19 protein-coding genes are annotated in these 17058 nt (G+C 63.2%); 7 read left to right on the top strand and 12 right to left on the bottom strand.

Going from position 1 to position 17058, the window contains the following annotated elements; genetic code table 11:
- The gene (locus L288_RS31540; RefSeq protein WP_021238205.1) at positions 1–210 is read right to left on the bottom strand and encodes a hypothetical protein; all 210 of its coding nucleotides are present in this window, start codon (positions 208–210) and stop codon (positions 1–3) included.
- 217 nt (positions 211–427) lie between these two features.
- On the opposite strand from L288_RS31540, the gene L288_RS43640 reads away from it, so the two are divergent.
- Together L288_RS43640 and L288_RS31535 are read left to right on the top strand one after the other, a co-directional pair.
- A complete protein-coding gene (locus L288_RS43640; protein WP_021238204.1) occupies positions 428–601 on the top strand; it encodes a hypothetical protein in 174 nt (57 codons plus the stop codon).
- Positions 602–659: 58 nt separating this feature from the next.
- Positions 660–1988, top strand: a complete 1329-nt coding sequence (locus tag L288_RS31535; protein WP_021238203.1) for a PQQ-dependent sugar dehydrogenase — start codon at positions 660–662, stop codon at positions 1986–1988.
- 36 nt (positions 1989–2024) lie between these two features.
- Here the strand turns inward: L288_RS31535 and L288_RS31530 are convergent, their stop codons facing one another.
- A complete protein-coding gene (locus tag L288_RS31530) occupies positions 2025–2843 on the bottom strand; it encodes an ATP-binding protein (protein ID WP_021238202.1) in 819 nt (272 codons plus the stop codon).
- 109 nt (positions 2844–2952) lie between these two features.
- Between L288_RS31530 and L288_RS31525 the strand changes: the two genes are divergently transcribed.
- Positions 2953–3906 carry an L-threonylcarbamoyladenylate synthase gene (locus L288_RS31525; protein WP_021238201.1) on the top strand — a complete coding sequence of 318 codons (954 nt, stop codon included), beginning with the start codon at positions 2953–2955 and terminating at the stop codon, positions 3904–3906.
- A 189-nt stretch (positions 3907–4095) separates the two neighbouring features.
- Here the strand turns inward: L288_RS31525 and L288_RS31520 are convergent, their stop codons facing one another.
- From L288_RS31520 to L288_RS31490, 7 genes are all read right to left on the bottom strand, one after another.
- Positions 4096–4359 carry a hypothetical protein gene (locus L288_RS31520; RefSeq protein WP_021238200.1) on the bottom strand — a complete coding sequence of 88 codons (264 nt, stop codon included), beginning with the start codon at positions 4357–4359 and terminating at the stop codon, positions 4096–4098.
- An 85-nt stretch (positions 4360–4444) separates the two neighbouring features.
- Positions 4445–4978, bottom strand: coding sequence for a peptide-methionine (S)-S-oxide reductase MsrA (gene msrA / locus L288_RS31515; protein ID WP_030541488.1), 534 nt, complete (start codon positions 4976–4978; stop codon positions 4445–4447).
- Positions 4979–5018: 40 nt separating this feature from the next.
- Positions 5019–6728 carry a long-chain-fatty-acid--CoA ligase gene (locus L288_RS31510; protein ID WP_021238198.1) on the bottom strand — a complete coding sequence of 570 codons (1710 nt, stop codon included), beginning with the start codon at positions 6726–6728 and terminating at the stop codon, positions 5019–5021.
- 78 nt (positions 6729–6806) lie between these two features.
- Positions 6807–7490, bottom strand: a complete 684-nt coding sequence (locus L288_RS31505) for a DUF1013 domain-containing protein (RefSeq protein ID WP_021238197.1) — start codon at positions 7488–7490, stop codon at positions 6807–6809.
- Between the two features lie 115 nt (positions 7491–7605).
- The gene (locus L288_RS31500) at positions 7606–8634 is read right to left on the bottom strand and encodes a glycosyltransferase family 4 protein (protein WP_021238196.1); all 1029 of its coding nucleotides are present in this window, start codon (positions 8632–8634) and stop codon (positions 7606–7608) included.
- An 11-nt stretch (positions 8635–8645) separates the two neighbouring features.
- Positions 8646–9506 (bottom strand): UDP-2,3-diacylglucosamine diphosphatase, encoded by an 861-nt coding sequence (locus L288_RS31495; RefSeq protein WP_021238195.1) that lies wholly within the window; start codon positions 9504–9506, stop codon positions 8646–8648.
- 95 nt (positions 9507–9601) lie between these two features.
- The gene (locus tag L288_RS31490) at positions 9602–10609 is read right to left on the bottom strand and encodes an NAD(P)H-quinone oxidoreductase (RefSeq protein WP_031304351.1); all 1008 of its coding nucleotides are present in this window, start codon (positions 10607–10609) and stop codon (positions 9602–9604) included.
- 95 nt (positions 10610–10704) lie between these two features.
- Between L288_RS31490 and L288_RS0121555 the strand changes: the two genes are divergently transcribed.
- From L288_RS0121555 to L288_RS31480, 3 genes are all read left to right on the top strand, one after another.
- A complete protein-coding gene (locus tag L288_RS0121555; RefSeq protein ID WP_030541494.1) occupies positions 10705–10902 on the top strand; it encodes a DUF1192 domain-containing protein in 198 nt (65 codons plus the stop codon).
- A 157-nt stretch (positions 10903–11059) separates the two neighbouring features.
- Complete coding sequence (clpA, locus tag L288_RS31485; protein ID WP_021238192.1) at positions 11060–13378, top strand: ATP-dependent Clp protease ATP-binding subunit ClpA; 2319 nt, start codon at positions 11060–11062, stop codon at positions 13376–13378.
- Positions 13379–13592: 214 nt separating this feature from the next.
- A complete protein-coding gene (locus L288_RS31480) occupies positions 13593–14222 on the top strand; it encodes a glutathione S-transferase family protein (protein WP_021238191.1) in 630 nt (209 codons plus the stop codon).
- A gap of 57 nt (positions 14223–14279) precedes the next feature.
- On the opposite strand, the gene L288_RS31475 is transcribed toward L288_RS31480, so the two are convergent.
- Positions 14280–15023 (bottom strand): Bax inhibitor-1/YccA family protein, encoded by a 744-nt coding sequence (locus L288_RS31475; protein ID WP_021238190.1) that lies wholly within the window; start codon positions 15021–15023, stop codon positions 14280–14282.
- A 121-nt stretch (positions 15024–15144) separates the two neighbouring features.
- Between L288_RS31475 and thpR the strand changes: the two genes are divergently transcribed.
- Positions 15145–15690: an RNA 2',3'-cyclic phosphodiesterase gene (thpR, locus tag L288_RS31470; RefSeq protein ID WP_030541496.1), complete on the top strand. Its 546-nt coding sequence runs from the start codon at positions 15145–15147 to the stop codon at positions 15688–15690.
- A 217-nt stretch (positions 15691–15907) separates the two neighbouring features.
- On the opposite strand, the gene L288_RS0121550 is transcribed toward thpR, so the two are convergent.
- Positions 15908–16456, bottom strand: a complete 549-nt coding sequence (locus tag L288_RS0121550) for a superoxide dismutase family protein (protein ID WP_031304349.1) — start codon at positions 16454–16456, stop codon at positions 15908–15910.
- Positions 16457–16688: 232 nt separating this feature from the next.
- Positions 16689–17058 (bottom strand): OmpA family protein (locus tag L288_RS31465; protein ID WP_021238187.1); only part of this gene is annotated, 370 nt, incomplete at its 5' end.

Genomic DNA, 17058 nt, shown 5'->3' with positions numbered 1-17058 from the left:
TCAGTGGACCGTGCCGACCGGCTTGGCCTGCCTCAACAGCACGATCAGACGTTCGATCTGACGCCAGCGGCAGAAATGAATGTGGTTGCCAAGGTCGCGGCTTTTGTCCGCACGCGCCGACGCCTCATAGCCGGCATTGTCGCCAAAGGCCGCGATGAGTTCCGCCGCATCCTCAAAGCTCTTTCGATCCGAAAGATATGGCAGTTGCATGTGACCCCGCATTCCGTCCCGCTTGCCACATAAGCCATTCAATCGGCGTGCCATTTCGCCGCCACGCCCGTTCGCTGCGGGATTGAAGGGTGAACGCGCCGTTATCCACGTCCCTCTCTGGCACATCCATCCCGCAGAGGGACGGCCGCCTGTTTCGAAATGACGCGCAAGAAAGCCGCTGGCGCACGCGCCCTCCCCATGGCAATGCAGGCGCACGATGAGGAAAGACAGGAAGAATCCCACCGGCGCGGGCGCGATCATCGCGTTCCTGATCCTGGGCGGCACGATCGCGGGCGGCCTGATGGGACAGCCGAGCGCCGGGCTGCTTGCCGGGGCAGCGCTTGGCGCGCTGATCGCATTGCTGCTGTGGCTGCGGGAGCGCCGCCAATAGCTTAGGGGCGCCGCTCCGATCCTTGCGGGCCGATGGATCGCATCCTAAACAGGATGGCATGAAAAAACATCTGATCGCCATCACCCTGATCGTGCTGCTCATCATCGCGGGCGCCATCTTCTACTTCGCACGAGGAGACACGGCGAAGCTGGCGGCGGGAGCGGACACGGGACGGGAGCCGGTCTTCACTTCGCCCCGCAGCGAGATCTTCCCGACGATCAACGTGGCGAAGGCCGTTCGCTGGCAGGCCAATGAAAAGCCAGTCCCCGCCAAGGGCCTGACGGTGGCCCGCTTTGCCGAGGGGCTGGCGCATCCGCGATCGATGCTGGCGCTTCCCAATGGCGACATATTGGTGGCCGAGACGAACAGCCCGCCGCGCCCGGCCGAGGGCATTGTCGATCGCATCATGACCTACCTGATGGACAAGGCGGGCGCTGGCGTCCCGTCGGCCAACCGCATCACGCTGCTGCGGGATGCTGATGGCGACGGGCGGGCGGAAATGAGGACGGCCTTTCTGACAGGCCTGAATTCCCCCTATGGCATGGCGCTGGTGGGCGATACGCTGTATGTCGCCAATACCGATGCCCTGCTGGCTTTCCCTTACAAGGCGGGAGAGACGCGCATCACCGCGAAGGGGCGCAAGATATTGAACCTGCCCGCGCAGGCGCCCAATCAGCATTGGACCAAGAGCCTGGCCGCCGGGCCGTCCGGCCTTCTCTATGTCGGCGTGGGATCGAACAGCAATATCGCCGAAAACGGGATGGATAAGGAAGCGAACCGCGCCGCCGTTCTGGAGGTCAATCCGAAGACCGGCGACTATCGCATCTTCGCGTCGGGCCTGCGCAATCCGGTCGGATTGGCGTTCGAGCCCAATAGCGGCGCGCTCTGGGGCGTGGTGAATGAGCGCGATATGCTGGGCAGCGATTTGGTGCCGGATTATCTCACCCGCATCGAATTTGGCGGCTTCTATGGCTGGCCGTGGAATTATTGGGGCGGCTATGAGGATCGCCGGGTGCAGCCGCAGCGGCCGGAAGTGCGTGAATATACCAAGCGCCCGGATTATGCGCTTGGCAACCATGTCGCGCCGCTGGGCCTCACATTCGCCGCTAAGGTGAAGCTGGGCGCGCCCTTCCAGAATGGCGCGTTCGTGGGCCTGCACGGCAGCTGGAACCGCAAGCCCGCCGCAGGGTACAAGGTCGTCTTCGTCCCCTTCGCCAGCAATGGCGAGGCCAGTCGCGCCAAGCCGGTCGATGTGCTGACCGGCTTCCTTGATGCGGACGGAAATGCGCGCGGACGCCCCGTGGACGTCACAGCCGACGCCAAGGGTGCGCTGCTGGTGACAGATGACGTGGGGGGAATCGTGTGGCGGGTGGCGAGCGCCAGATAAGGCGCGCCCGCCTTCCCGTTTGCCGGAGAATGCCCGTCAGATGGCCACGCCGCTCCGGCCAGCCAGTTCGACCACATATTGCCAGGCGACGCGCCCGGACCGGCTGCCCCGCTGCGTCGCCCACTGGATTGCTTCCAGCGGATCGAAGCTCAAGCCAAGGCTTTGGGCATAGCCGGAAACGATATCGACATAAGCCTGCTGGTCGATCGCATGAAAGCCAAGGCTAAGGCCGAAGCGGTCCGAAAGCGCCATCTTGTCATCCACAACGTCGCGCGGGTTGACGGGATCGTCCTGCTCCGAAAGATGCCGGGGCACGATATGACGGCGGTTAGACGTCACATAGAGCCGCACATTGGCGGGCCGCGCCGCCGTGCCGCCCTGTAGCAGCGATCGCAGGGATCGCGCGTCACCCACGCCATTTTCATCAAAGCCCAGATCGTCAAGGAAGAGGATGAAGGGCCTCGCCGTATCCCTGAGGATGGAAAAGAGGCGCGGAAGGCTCGCCAGCTCGTCAATCGCGCATTGCAGCAGCGCGATATCCTGCCCTTCCTGCTGGAGCTTGCGGACCACCGCCGCGACCACGGCCGACTTGCCGGTCCCCCTCGCGCCCCACAGCAGCACGTCATGCGCGGCATGGCCAGCGGCATGACGGCGCGTATTTTCCAGCAGCGTCTGCTTTTGCGCGTCGATGCCGGTCAGTAGCGCATAATCGACCGGGTTGAACTCTTCCACGGCGCTGATCACTGCGCCGTTCCAGACATAGGCGGGGGCTGCGGCGAGATCGGCGCTGGACGATGGCGGCGGAGCGATCCGCTCCAGCGCCTCGGCAATGCGGGTCAGAAGGGCGTCATTCATGGCGTCGGCTTAGCGGCGGCGCAAGGACCGGGCAAGCGCGGCCGCGCTGTCATTCTTCTGTAGTAATGGACTTTTACTCGATGAAAGGGGGGCTTATATCGCGGGGGTCGTGACCATCCCAAATCCAGTCTTTTCCACCAGGATCTGCCGCTATGGCGCGGAAGCGCTGCGCGAGGCGGCATTACTGATCCGTGCCGGTGAGCCCGTCGCGGTCCCCACGGAAACGGTTTACGGACTGGCGGCCGATGCGACGGACTCCAATGCTGTCGCCGCCATTTATGGGGCCAAGGGACGGCCCAGCTTCAACCCGCTGATCGTCCATGTCGCTGATAAGGACATGGCGCAAAGCCTGGCCATATTTTCCCCGGCGGCTGAAAAACTCGCCAGCCGCTTCTGGCCCGGAGCGCTTACTCTCGTTCTGCCGGTTCGTGAAGATAGCGGGCTGTCCCCTCTGGTCATGGCCGGACTTCTGACTGTGGCGCTGCGCTTGCCTGCCCACCCCGCGATGCGGGCGCTGATCCGGGAGAGCGGGCGTCCGCTGGCCGCGCCGTCAGCCAATCGCAGCGGGTCGATCAGTCCCACGCGCGCCGAGCATGTGCTCGCCAGCCTGAATGGCAAGATCCGCCTGATCCTGGATGAAGGCCCGACGAGCGAGGGACTGGAATCGACCATCGCCGCGCCCGAACAGGACTGCGTCCGCCTCCTGCGTCCCGGTCCGGTCACCGCCGCCATGCTGGAGGAGGCAGCGGGACTGCCGGTGATCATCGGGACCGGCGCGAAGATCGAAGCGCCGGGCCAGCTGGAAAGCCATTATGCGCCGTCCAAGCCGGTACGGCTCAACGCCTTGAATGCCGAAAAGGACGAATATCTGATCGGCTTCGGCCTGATGCCCTGCCACATGAACCTCAGCGTGGACGCGGACATTCAGGAAGCGGCGGCGAACCTTTTCGCGATGCTGCATCTGGCCGATGCAAGCGCGGCGAAGAGGATCGCGGTTGCGCCTATTCCTGATGAAGGCATTGGGGCGGCGATCAATGACAGGCTGCGCAGGGCGGCTGCCTGACGTTTTTTTTGGGCGGTGGCTGAGATATACGCTCATCCTGAGCCCGAACGGCGGGAGTTTCGATGTAAGAAGATGCGAGCTGGAAACCAGCTCTGATTAACGTGAAAGCGGCAAGGCGTTCCTGCACGGGACCACGATTGAGCCTGTGGCAGGCGATTGAACCAAGGCTCGCCATCACTCTCGATCCATTCAGCAATTGTCATAACCAGCGCGGCGGCATTCGCGGCGGCGTTGTTCTTCCGCCTTCTTGCGTTCGCGCGCTTCCTGCGCTTCCTGCTTGCGCATGCGGCGGCCATAGTTGCGGTCCGACTCTTCCTGGCTGGTGGTCGCCCAGTCCGCCGCCTGCGCGCCAGCCCGGACCGGCAGGGTGGCGACATCCAGAGCAGTCTTGGCGATGCATCCCGGCAACAGCAGCATCGCCACCGGCGCGCTTATAAGGCAGATGTTCCGCATCGCTCATTCCCCCGTTTCAGGCACCGGCCCATAGCATGGGCGAGATGAACCGCAGCCTAAGCCGCTGGCGCCGATCGGCACATGATCAGCTTTCCACCCGATCGGCAAATCCCTTGCGCAATTTGGCGAGCTTGGGGGGAATGGTGGCCACGCAATAGGGATTGCGGTCGCCCACCCGCTCCCAATATTTCTGATGATAATCTTCGGCCGGATACCAGGGCGCGTCCGGCTCTATGGCCGTGACGATGGGCTGGGCATGACCGGCCTGCGCCCGGCCGATCGCCGCCCGTGCCTCAGCCTCCTGCGCGGCGGAATGCGGGAAGATGGCGGATCGATATTGCGTTCCCACATCATTCCCTTGCCGGTTCAACGTCGTCGGATCATGCGTGGCGAAGAAGATGTCGAGCAGATCGGCATAGCTTATAACCGCAGGATCATAGGTTATGCGGATCGCTTCGGCATGGCCGGTCGTGCCTGAACAGACCTGTTCATAGGTCGGATTGGGCTTCGCCCCACCGATATAGCCGCTTTCGACCGACTGAACGCCCTTGAGGTTCTGATACACGGCTTCCGTGCACCAGAAGCAGCCGCCCGCCAGGGTCGCGATTTCCGTCGCCATCACCATTCCTTTTCCTGATCGGCAGCCAAGATAGGAAGGGTCAGGCCACGCTTCCAGACCGGCTGAGCAGCGCGTCTGCCTTGGCCCGTTCCTCCGCGACGAGTTCCTTGCGCGACAATTTGCCGACAAGCGTCTTCGGCAGGGTCAGCCGCACTTCGACCTCGCTCACCTTTTCATGCTTGCCAAGCTGCGGGTTAAGCCATTGCTTGAGCGCTTCGCCGTCGATCTGCGCGCCGTCCTGCAAGGTGACGAAAGCCTTGGGACATTCGCCGCGATAGGCATCGGGAATGCCGATCACCAGCGCCTCCTTCACGGCGGGGTGATGATAGAGGATCGCTTCGACCTCGCTCGGAAACACCTTGAACCCGCCGACGGAGATCATGTCCTTTAGGCGATCGACGATCTTCACATAGCCTTCGTCATCGATGATCCCGACGTCGCCCGTGCGCAGCCAGCCGCCGTCCAGAAACACTTCCTTGTCGGCATCGGGCCGCCGCCAATAGCCCTTCATGATCTGCGGTCCGGCAAAGACCAGTTCCCCCGGCTCGCCCGGCGGCGGCGGCTTGGCGGGGTCTTCCCGATCCACCAGCTTCACGCGCGTGCCCGGAACGGGCTGGCCAACGGTGCCCGGCTTGTTCAACCCCTCATAGGGATTGGAGCAGACCACCGGGCTGCTTTCCGTCAGGCCATAGCCTTCGCACAGCTTCGCGCCCGTCACGGCCTCGAACCGCTGCTTCAGTTCCAACGGCAGGGGCGCGCCACCGGAGATGCACAGGCGGAGCGAGGAAAAGTCTATGTTCGGCGTGGCGGGATGGTCGAGCAGCGCCTGATACATGGTAGGCACGCCGGGCAGCGATGTCGCCTTCGTCCGTTGCAGCGCCGCCAGCACCTGCACCGCCTCGAACCGGGGCAGCATCACCATCTCGCCGCCATTCAGCACCGTGCGGTTAAGCACGCATGTGTTGGCGAAGACATGGAAGAAGGGCAGCACGGCCAATATGCGGTCGGGCGCTTCCGGGTGCGGATCGATCAGCCGGACCTGCCGCGCGTTGGCGGTCAGATTCTGATGGGTCAGCATCGCCCCCTTGGGCCGCCCGGTGGTGCCGCCGGTATATTGGAGAAGGGCGACATCCTCCATTGGATCGATCGTCACTGCCGCTGGATCATCGCCATGACGCAGCAGGTTCGCATAGCTGGTGATGCGCGGATCATGAGGGACCGCCGCCGTCTCGGACCGCTTAAAGATGCGGAACAGCACCGACTTGGCGGGCGGCAGCGCCTCCGCCACGCAGCCGACGACCAGGCGTTCAAGGCTGCTATTGTCCAGCACCTCCTGCGCGGTGGGCAGCAGCGCCTTGGCCGACAGGGTGAAGAGTATTTTGGTGCCGCTGTCCTCGACCTGATGCTCAAGCTCGGCAGCGGTATAGAGCGGGGAGAAATTGACAACCGTGGCACCGGCCATCGTCGCGCCGTAATAGGCAGCGACATAATGCGGGACGTTGGGCAGGAACAGGCCTACGCGATCGCCCTTCCCCACGCCCAGATGCTGCAAGCCCTTGGCCACGCGCCGGATGACGTCCAGCATTTCGCCATAGCTTGTCCTGCGGCCCAGGAAATCGATCATCACCCCATCGGGGTTGGCCGCGGCGCTGTTGACGACCATGTCCACCATCGACATCGGCGGAAACGACTGATCCCACGGCGCAGGATGATTATAATGGTCTCGCCAGACCTCTTCGCTGCTCTCCATGGAAACAGGAGTAAGTCACCTCCCTGCTTTACGCAAGCGTAAAGCAGGGAGGTGACTGGACTGGCAGCGCCATGTCAATCAGACATGGCCCTTGTTGTCGCTGAACGGGTCCAGGATTTTTGCGGCGCCGGAAATCAGTTCGGACTCGCTTTTCAACGCCTCTTCGGCGCGCTGGGCGGCATCTTCACGCTCCCGGCGCAGTTCGGCGATCAGCGCCTCGCGATCGCCGTCCAGACGCGAGTCCGCCGGTGCTTCGATGCCCGCCTTCTTCGCCGCCTTCGACACCAGGGCGTCAAGCTCACGCTGCGAACAGAGGCCCAGCGTCACAGGGTCCTTCGGCACGATGTTGGCGATGTTCCAATGCGTCCGGTCGCGGATCGCCGCGATCGTCGTGCGGGTGGTGCCGATCAGCTTGCCGATCGCGCCGTCCGAAATCTCCGGGTGGTTGCGCAGGATCCAGGCGATGCCATCGGGCTTGTCCTGCCGCTTCGACACCGGCGTGTAGCGCGGCCCCTTGGTACGGCGAACGGGTTCCGGGCCTTTCAGCATCTTGAGCCGGTAGTCCGGGTTCGCTTCGCCCTTGTGGATTTCCTCCATGGTGATTTCATGGGCGCGCACCGGATCGCGGCCGGTATATTTCGTACCGGCGGTATCGTCGGCGATCGCCTGCACTTCCAGGATGTGAAGCCCGCAAAATTCCGCGATCTGATCGAAGCTCAGCGCGGTGTTGTCGACCAGCCAGCTGGCTGTCGCATGGGGCATGAGAGGCTGGGACACGGGGACTTCTCCGGCACTAAAAATGACAAGGGCCGCCCAAGCAGGGCGGCCACGCCCGTGCAGAGATAATGCATGACGCGGCGGCGGGCAAGGAAAAGCGTCAGGCCGCCTTCCCCGCCATTGTGGAGCCGATGCAATGAAGGCCGGTCAGAAACTCCCGCGCGCTGCGCTCCCAACTGAAACTTTGCCCATAGGCGGCGCAGTCGTCCCTGTCGCACTGCAAGGCTGCCGCGATCGCCTGTTCCAGCGTTTCGGACAGGGCGCCGCTTTCAGGGGTCACTATGTCCAGAGGGCCCGGCACTGGGTAGGCGGCCACCGGAGTGCCGCAGGCCAGCGCCTCGATCATCACCAGCCCGAACGTGTCGGTCCGGCTGGGAAAGACGAACAGGTCCGCGCCCGCATAGGCCCCCGCCAGTTCAGCGCCGAACAGGGGACCAAGGAAATGCGCATCGGGATAGGCCCGCTCCAGCGCCGCGCGCGCGGGGCCGTCGCCCACCACGACCTTGCTGCCCGGATGATCGCAGGCAAGGAAGGCTTCCAGATTCTTCTCGATCGCGACGCGGCCGACGGACAGCATGATCGGCCGGGGCAGATCGGCGAACAAAGGCGGCGGCGCGGCATCGGGCGAAAAGGCGTTCAGGTCCACGCCCCGCCCCCATCTGCGGACCTGGGCAATGCCGTGCGCCCGCAACTGCTGCCGCACCGACCGGGTGGATACGAGCACCGCGCGCGCGGGCCCGTGGAACCATCGGATATAGCGCCAGAACCATGCGGCAGGCAGGCCGGTGCGGCGCGACACATAGTCGGGAAAATGCGTGTGATAGGCCGTGGTGAACGGCACGCCCGACCGCAGGCACCAGCGCCGCGCGGCAAGGCATAGCGGCCCTTCCGTCGCCAGGTGCACCGCGTCGGGCCGGAACTGCGCTATCGCCTTGCCGATCACGCTTGAGCGGACGAACGCCAGCCGGATTTCCGGGTATGTGGGACAGGGAAAGGAGGCATAGAGGTCGGGTGAGACCACCTCGACAACATGCCCCATGCTTTCCAGCACGCCCCTGATCGTCAACAAGGTTCGCACGACGCCATTGACCTGCGGGGACCATGCGTCGGTCACGATGACAATGCGCATCAGCCGGTCCGTCACGCGGCGATGCGGGCGGGCTGGCCCGTGTCGCGCGCAGCTATTTCATCGGCCCAGTGCAATATCTCCATCCGCCCGTCGAAATGCTCCACCAGCGCGGTGCATCCTTCCACCCAATCACCGTCATTATAATATTCGACGCCGGCAATCTCGCGCATCTCGGCATTGTGGATATGCCCGCACACGACCCCATCGACCCCGCGCGTTCCGGCCTCATGCGCCACCACTTCCTCGAAGCGGGAGATGAACTCGACCGCATTCTTGACCTTGTGCTTGGCGATCTTGGACAGCGACCAATAGGGCAGCCCCATGCGCTGGCGCACGGCATTGACCACCACATTGAGACGCATCAGCATCGAATAGGCGGCGTCCCCCACAAAGGCGAGCCAGCGATGGGCGAGCATGATCGTGTCGAACTCGTCCCCATGCAGCACCAGCAGCTTGCGGCCGTCAGCGGTCTCATGGATCGCCTTGCGCCGGATTTCCACCCCGCCGAAGCTGAGTCCGGTGAACTGCCGGAACATCTCGTCATGATTGCCGGGGATATAGATGACCCGCGTGCCCCGCTTGGCGCGCTTCATCACGCGCCAGACGACATCATTGTGGGCGGCAGGCCAGTAGAAGCGCCGCTTCAGCCGCCAGCCATCTATGATATCGCCGACCAGATACATGATATCGCTGTCCACGCTGTCGAGGAAGTCGATCAGCATCTTCGCATTGCACCCGCGGGTGCCAAGATGGATGTCGGAAATCCAGATGGTGCGGTAGCGCCGCCGCTGCCCCTCCCGCTCGGGGATGACCGGGCGATCGGCCCCGTCCTCCATGTCGGCAAGGAAGGGCAAGCGCGTGATGGCATTCATGATGCGGCCTTCGGAGCTGTTGTCCTCAGGACGGATTTCTAGCTAGCCAATGTTACAATCTCGCACTGATTATGACGCTATGACTACAGCCCGGATCAGGAGACCGTCAGCACGATCTTGCCGAAATGCTCGCCCGCATCCATGCGCGCATGCGCCCTGGCGGCATCCGCCAAAGGAAAGCGCATGTCCATCGCCGGGCGCAGCTTGCCCTCTTCCACGAAATGCCAGACGACCTGCCTCAACTCATCCGCGACCAGGCTCTTGAACGCAGCCGATCGGGGCCGCAGGGTCGATCCGGTCAGCGTCAGGCGTTTCGTCATGACTTCGGGGATGAAGATGCTGGCCTTCGCGCCGCCCAGCACGGCAATGGACACATGCCGCCCATCTTCGGCCAGGCATTGCAGGTTGCGCGGCACATAGTCGCCGCCGACCATGTCCAGCACGGCCTGAACGCCCTGACCACCAGTGATGCGGCTGACCTCCGCCACGAAATCCTGCGTCCGGTAATTGACGGCATGATGCGCGCCCCAGCTCAAAGCCTGTTCGCACTTGGCATCGCTGCCGCAGGTCACGATGATGCTGATGTCGAACAGGCGGCAGAGCGAAATGGCCATGGTGCCGATGCCGCTCGTGCCGCCATGGACCAGCACGGTGTCGCCGTTCACCACATAGGCCCGCTCGAACAGGTTGGTCCACACGGTAAAGAGGGTTTCGGGGAGGGCGGCAGCCTCCGCGATGTCGTATCCTTCCGGCACCGGCAGGCACTGCCCGGCTGGCGCGACGGCATATTCCGCATAGCCGCCGCCCGGCAGGAGGGCGCAGACCCGCTGGCCAAGCGCAAGGCCGGTATCATCTCCGGCGGCGGCGATGATGCCAGCGACCTCCAGCCCGGGGATGTCGGTCACGCCGGGCGGCGGCGGATATTTGCCCAGCCGCTGTAACACGTCCGGCCGGTTGACGCCCGCCGCTGCGACCCGGATCAGCACTTCGCCGGGACCAGGGCGCGGAACAGGCCGCCGCTCCATCACCAGCGCTTCGGGGCCGCCGGGCTTGGGCACCGCAATGGCGTTCATCTCTCCGGGAAGTCCGTCTTCAACCGCCATCCTGGCCCGCCCCCAAGCATTATTGCGCTGCCGCTTTCGATAAACGGCGTCAGCGCCTTATTGACAGACTGGATTGGGCGGTCAACATTGGTGTCATGGACGTGGATGACGATCTTGCCCGCCGGGCTGATGATCCGCTGGCCCAACTGCTCCGACAGGATCTGGGCCCGATGTCCGTTGCCGATCTGGAAGCGCGCATAAAGGCGCTTGAGGGTGAGATAGTTCGAACCCGATCAAAGATTGAAAGCGCCGTTAACCATAAGGCAAGTGCCGAGGCGTTATTCAAGCGATGAACCCGCGCCCCGCCCCCTGCGGCCCTGACAAGGGTTTCACCGGGCACGGGCAGTCTGGCAATTCCGGCGATCAGGGACCCCTCCTTGATCCGCCGTCGAGCAATGCCGACATATGGTTCAAGACAGCCCCTCTTGCGGGCTCAGGAGTAGAATAGAAATGCCATCTTTCGCACCCGCCCTTGAAACCACCCTGCACAATGCGCTGACGCATGCGTCGGAGCGCCGCCATGAATATGCGACGCTCGAACATCTGCTGCTCGCCTTGATCGACGACGAGCATGCGTCGAAGGTGATGCAGGCATGCGGCGTGGAGCTTGGCGAACTGGGCGACGCCGTCACCCAATATCTCGACAGCGAGCTGGACAGCCTGAAAGTTGAGGGCGCGAGCGACCCTTCGCCCACCAGCGGCTTCCAGCGCGTCGTCCAGCGCGCGATCCTGCACGTTCAATCCTCTGGAAAGGATGAAGTGACGGGAGCCAATGTGCTCGTCGCGCTTTTCTCCGAGAGGGAAAGCTACGCCGTCTACTTCCTCCAGCAACAGGACATGAGCCGCCTGGATGCCGTGAGCTACATCAGCCACGGCGTGGGCAAGGGCACCTCCGCGCCCGAAACCCGCGAGACCAAGGGCGCTCAGGAAGAGGAAAAGAAGGCGCAGGACAGCAAGGGCAAAAAGGACAGTGCCTTGGAGCAGTTCACGGTCAACCTCAATGAGAAGGCGATGCGGGGCAAGGTTGACCCGCTGATCGGCCGCGCGGCCGAAGTCGACCGGACGATCCAGATCCTGTGCCGCAGGTCCAAGAACAACCCGCTCTATGTGGGCGATCCGGGCGTGGGCAAGACCGCGATTGCGGAGGGGCTGGCGCGCAAGATCGTCGAGGGCGAAGTCCCTGACGTGCTCAAGGAAGCGGTGATCTACTCGCTCGACATGGGCGCGCTGCTGGCGGGCACCCGTTATCGCGGCGACTTCGAGGAGCGCCTGAAGGCGGTTGTCACCGAGCTTGAAAAGATGCCGCACGCGGTTCTCTTCATCGACGAGATCCACACCGTCATCGGCGCGGGCGCGACCTCAGGTGGCGCAATGGATGCGTCGAACCTCCTGAAACCCGCTTTGTCGGGCGGCACGATCCGTTGCATCGGTTCGACCACCTACAAGGAATTCCGCAACCATTTCGAGAAGGACCGCGCCCTGCTGCGCCGGTTCCAGAAGATCGACGTGAACGAACCCACGGTCGAGGACACGATCAAGATTCTCGCCGGGCTGCGCAGCGCCTTTGAGGAGCATCACAACGTCAAATACACCCCCGACGCGATCAAGGCGGCGGTGGAGCTTTCGGCGCGCTACATCAACGACCGCAAGCTGCCGGACAAGGCGATCGATGTGATCGACGAGGTCGGCGCGATGCAGATGCTGGTGGTGCCTTCGAAGCGCAAGAAAACGATCACCCCCAGGGAGATCGAAGCGGTGATCGCCACCATGGCGCGCATCCCTCCCAAGACCGTCTCGGCCGACGACAAGTCGGTCCTCGAAACGCTCGACACGGATTTGAAGCGCGTCGTCTTCGGCCAGAACCGGGCCATCGAGGTGCTGTCCTCCGCGATCAAGCTGTCGCGGGCGGGGCTGCGCGACCCCGACAAGCCGATCGGCAACTATCTCTTTTCCGGCCCCACCGGCGTCGGCAAGACGGAGGTTGCACGGCAACTGGCGAACCTGCTCGGCATTCCGCTCCAGCGGTTCGATATGTCGGAATATATGGAACGCCACTCGGTCAGCCGCCTGATCGGCGCGCCTCCGGGCTATGTCGGCTATGATCAGGGCGGGCTGCTGACCGATGCGGTGGACCAGAATCCGCACAGCGTCCTGCTGCTGGACGAGATCGAAAAGGCGCATCCGGACCTGTTCAACATCCTGCTCCAGGTGATGGACAATGGCCGCCTGACCGATCACCACGGCAAGACGGTGGATTTCCGCAACACCATCCTCATCATGACCACCAATGCCGGTGCGTCGGACATGGCAAAGGAAAGCATCGGCTTTGGCGAATTGACCCGCGACGATGTGCAGGAGGATGCGGTGAAGAAACTCTTCACCCCGGAATTCCGCAACCGTCTCGATGCCATTGTGCCCTTCGGCTATCTGCCGCCGGAAATCGTGGCGCGGGTCATCGACAAGTTCGTGCTTCAGCTTGAACTTCAGCTCGCCGATCGCGACGTTCACATCACGCTGGATGACGAGGCCAAGGCATGGCTGACCAAGAAGGGCTATGACAAGCTCTATGGCGCCCGCCCGATGGGCCGTCTGATGCAGGAGAAGATCAAGCAGCCGCTGGCCGAGGAACTGCTGTTCGGCAAGCTCGTCCACGGCGGCGAGGTCCATGTCCGCTTCAAGGACGACGCCCTCGCCTTCGAGATCACCCCCGCCGCCCCCAAAAAGGGCAAAAAGGGTGGCCGGGCCAAGCCTGCCGAACCGGCGAAGTAAGTCCTTCCGCCATGTGAAAGATTGAGGGCGGCCTGCTTGGGCCGCCCTTTTTCATGAGCGCGATCATCGTCGCAACCCATGCGAAGGTCAGAAGCCGTCCCAGACCAAAGCCGTGCTCCTGCGATGGCTGGAGCAAGTCTCGACCACATTGGATTGCCCGCGCCCTGCTGATAGGATGACGGCCCGATCCCACACCACAACAGGGAGTACCCCGATGGCGGCCGACATCACCTTCTACACCAACCCCATGTCGCGCGGACAGATTGCCCGCTGGATGCTGGAAGAGGTTGGCCAGCCTTATGAAATGATCATCCTGGACTATGGTCCCGCGATGAAGGCGGCGGATTATCTCGCCATCAACCCGATGGGCAAGGTCCCCGCCATCGTGCATAAAGGCAAAGTAGTGACCGAGGCCGCCGCCATCTGCGCCTATCTGGCCGATGCCTTCCCGAACGCGGGACTGGCTCCGCCTCTCGCCGAACGTGCCGACTATTATCGCTGGATGTTCTTCGCCGCTGGTCCGGTGGAGGCCGCCGTGTCCAACAAGGCGTTGGGACTGTCCGTACCCGAAGGGCGCGAACGCACCATCGGCTATGGCAGCTTCGATCACATGATCAATGCGCTGGAGCAGGCGGTTTCGGGCGAGCAATGGATTTGCGGCGATCAGTTCACCGCCGCTGACGTCTATGCCGGTTCACAGGTGGATTGGGGCCTGACCTTCGGCACCATGCCTTCGCGGCCAGCCTTCGAGGCCTATGCAGCGCGGCTGCGGGAGCGCCCGGCTTACAAACGGCAAAAGGAACTCGACAACGCCCTGATCGCCCAGATGCAAAGGCCCGCATAAGAAAAGGCCCGGCGGAACACCCGCCGGGCCTCACCATATGGTTCCGCTGTCAGGCGATCATTCGCGATTGCCCATGAAGCGCAGCAGGAACAGGAACATATTGATGAAGTCGAGGTAAAGGCTGAGCGCCCCCATCACCACCGACTTGCCCATCATGTCCGTGCCCGCGACATGCGCGTAGATGCTCTTGATCTTCTGCGTGTCATAAGCGGTCAGCCCGGCAAACAGCAGCACGCCGATAAAGCTGATCACCATGTCCATCGCGCTGGACCGCATGAACAGGTTGATGAGCGAAGCGACCAGCAGGCCGACGACACCCATGATCAGGAAAGTGCCAAACCCCGAAAGGTCTTTCTTCGTCGTATAGCCCCACAGGCTGAGACCCGCGAACGCCGCGGCGGTCGCGAAGAAGGTCTGTGCGATCGACGTCTGCGTATACATCAGGAAGATGGACGACAGCGAAAGCCCCATTACCCCCGCATAGGCCCAGTAAATGGCCTGGGCCGCAGGCGTCGACAGCTTGTTGATGCCAAAGCTCAACACCATCACGAACAGCAGGGGCGAAAACATGATGACATATTTCAGGATGCCCGGCTGCAACAGGATCTGCGCCGCGGGCGAGCTCATCCCGCCCCAGGAAAACAGCAGCGCGACGATGCCGGTCAGCAGCACGCCGCTCGCCATATAATTATAGACGGACAGCATGTAGCTGCGCAGGCCAGCGTCGAACGCCTCCCCTCGCGCAACCGTCGTGCCGCCAAGGCCCGCAATGTTCGAGCGGGGATCAGACCAATTGGCCATGGGTTAATCTCCTTTGCCGGGCGATCTTCCGCCGGTCATTCCATTATCGGCGCATATGGCTCGCAGTTCAAGCATGGAGCGAAGTTCTGGCGTAGCGCCGCACCCATCCTATATGATCGGCATGCACCGGCTGTTCATTGCCATCCGCCCGCCCGCCGAAATTCGGGCGCGGCTGCTGTCCCTTCCCGGCAATGTGCCCGGCGCGCGCTGGCAGGATGACGATCAGCTCCATCTGACGCTGCGATTTGCCGGAGAAGTTGGCCCGCATCAGGCTCAGGACCTGGCCGATGCGCTTGATTCAGTGCGCTTTGGTTCCTTTTCCATTGCCCTTGCCGGTCTGGGCCAATTTGAACGAAAAGGCAGGGTGAACACGATCTGGGCGGCGGTGCAGCCACGAGAACCGCTCGCTCAGTTGCAGCGCAAGGTCGACCGGGCATGCGTTCGCGCGGGTCTTCCTCCGGAGGAGCGCGCCTTTCTGCCGCACATCACGCTCGCGCGTTTGGGCCGGGACGCGGGTTCCACCCAATCCTTCATGGAACTGAACGCCGGACTTACCAGCCCGCCTTTTTCGGTCGACAGTTTCGCACTGTTCGAAAGCCACCTGGGCCAATCGGGCGCGATCTATCATCAGGCGGCCATCTACCGCGCCACACCGGCGGAGATATAGCGCAAGTCCAGCCGCGCGTTGATCGATGCCATGTTCCTGCGCAGGCAGAAACCCAGTTCCCATCTCTCTCACGGACCCCTTGTCTCGTGCGCGAAAACACTCGTGCGGGATCTGGATCAGATACATTTCTGGGTAGCACCCTCCCCGCACGAATGGGCCGGGCTGCTCTGCCGGAAAGCAGCGCCCGGCCATCCCGGCGAAAAGAGATCAGGCCAGCTCAGCCCGCGGAAACGACGCCGCACGCCACCCGGCCGCCAGCATTGCCCGCAGGATCGCTCTTATTATCATCGGCCTGAGCGTGGATCACGATCGCCGCGCCGTCCGCGTCCAGCAATGGCGTCGAACCGCTGCGAAGCATTGCGCCAGGAATGACATATTCCATCTGCCCGGAACCGTCAGCGCCCGCGAGCATGTTGGGCATGTCTCCCATATGCATGCCTGCCGGATTGTCCTTGCCATGCTGGCGGCCCGTCGGGTTCCAATGCCCGCCTGCACTGGTGAAGTCGGGCGGCGTGCAAACGCCGGTTCCATGGACATGGACTGCATGTATGCCGGGGGTCAGGCCTGTGGCATTGATCGTCACATGCAGGCCGTCAGCGGCCTCCGTCACGCTCGCCTCACCGCGCGGCGATCCGTCACCCGCCAGCAGAACAGCCGTGGCAGATGCGGCGGGCGAGGCCCCTTGCGCACTCTCGCTCTGCGGCGTCGCACAGGCGTTCAAGGCGCAAGCTGAGGACAAGACTAAGGCTAGGAGGGATTTTTGCATGAGGGATTGCACTCCAAATTGATCTTCTCAGGCTAAAGCGGCCAGATCCGCTTTTGTTGCGCAGGCGGCCGTGGCCGGGCTTCCGCGTCACCACCGCCTCGGCGCTGGCATGCATGCAATGCGAGAACGGAACCCTGGCATCGGTTCAGCACCTGCCGCGCCATGAAGAAAAAAGGGGCCAGTCTTTCGACCGGCCCCCATTTCTCTTTCCATCTCGAAAGATGGAAAATCCTTACTGACCCGAACCCGGACCGTAGGTGATTTCCACGCGACGGTTCTGAAGTTCGCGCACACCGTCGGCGGTTTCGACGCGGGGGTTCGATTCACCGAACGCCTGGGTCGTCATCACGCCATCGGGGATGCCCTTCGAAGCCATGTAGGCCTTGACCGCGTCAGCACGGCGCTGCGACAGGCCGACGTTGTACGAGGCCGAACCCGAACGGTCCGCATAGCCCGCCAGCATGACTTGGGCGCTGCCGCAGTTGCTGTAGGCCGAAACCGCGTTGTCCAGAATGGTGGCGGCGTCAGGCGTGATGTCCGACTTGTCCCATTCGAAGAAGACGATGTACGGCCCAGGGCTGCACTCAGCGACCGGCGGGGGC

The sequence above is a fragment of the Sphingobium quisquiliarum P25 genome, from assembly GCF_000445065.1.
In the GTDB taxonomy this organism is placed as follows: domain Bacteria; phylum Pseudomonadota; class Alphaproteobacteria; order Sphingomonadales; family Sphingomonadaceae; genus Sphingobium; species Sphingobium quisquiliarum.
Note: the sequence above shows the minus strand (reverse complement) of the source record. Positions and strands in the feature narration are given on the sequence as shown.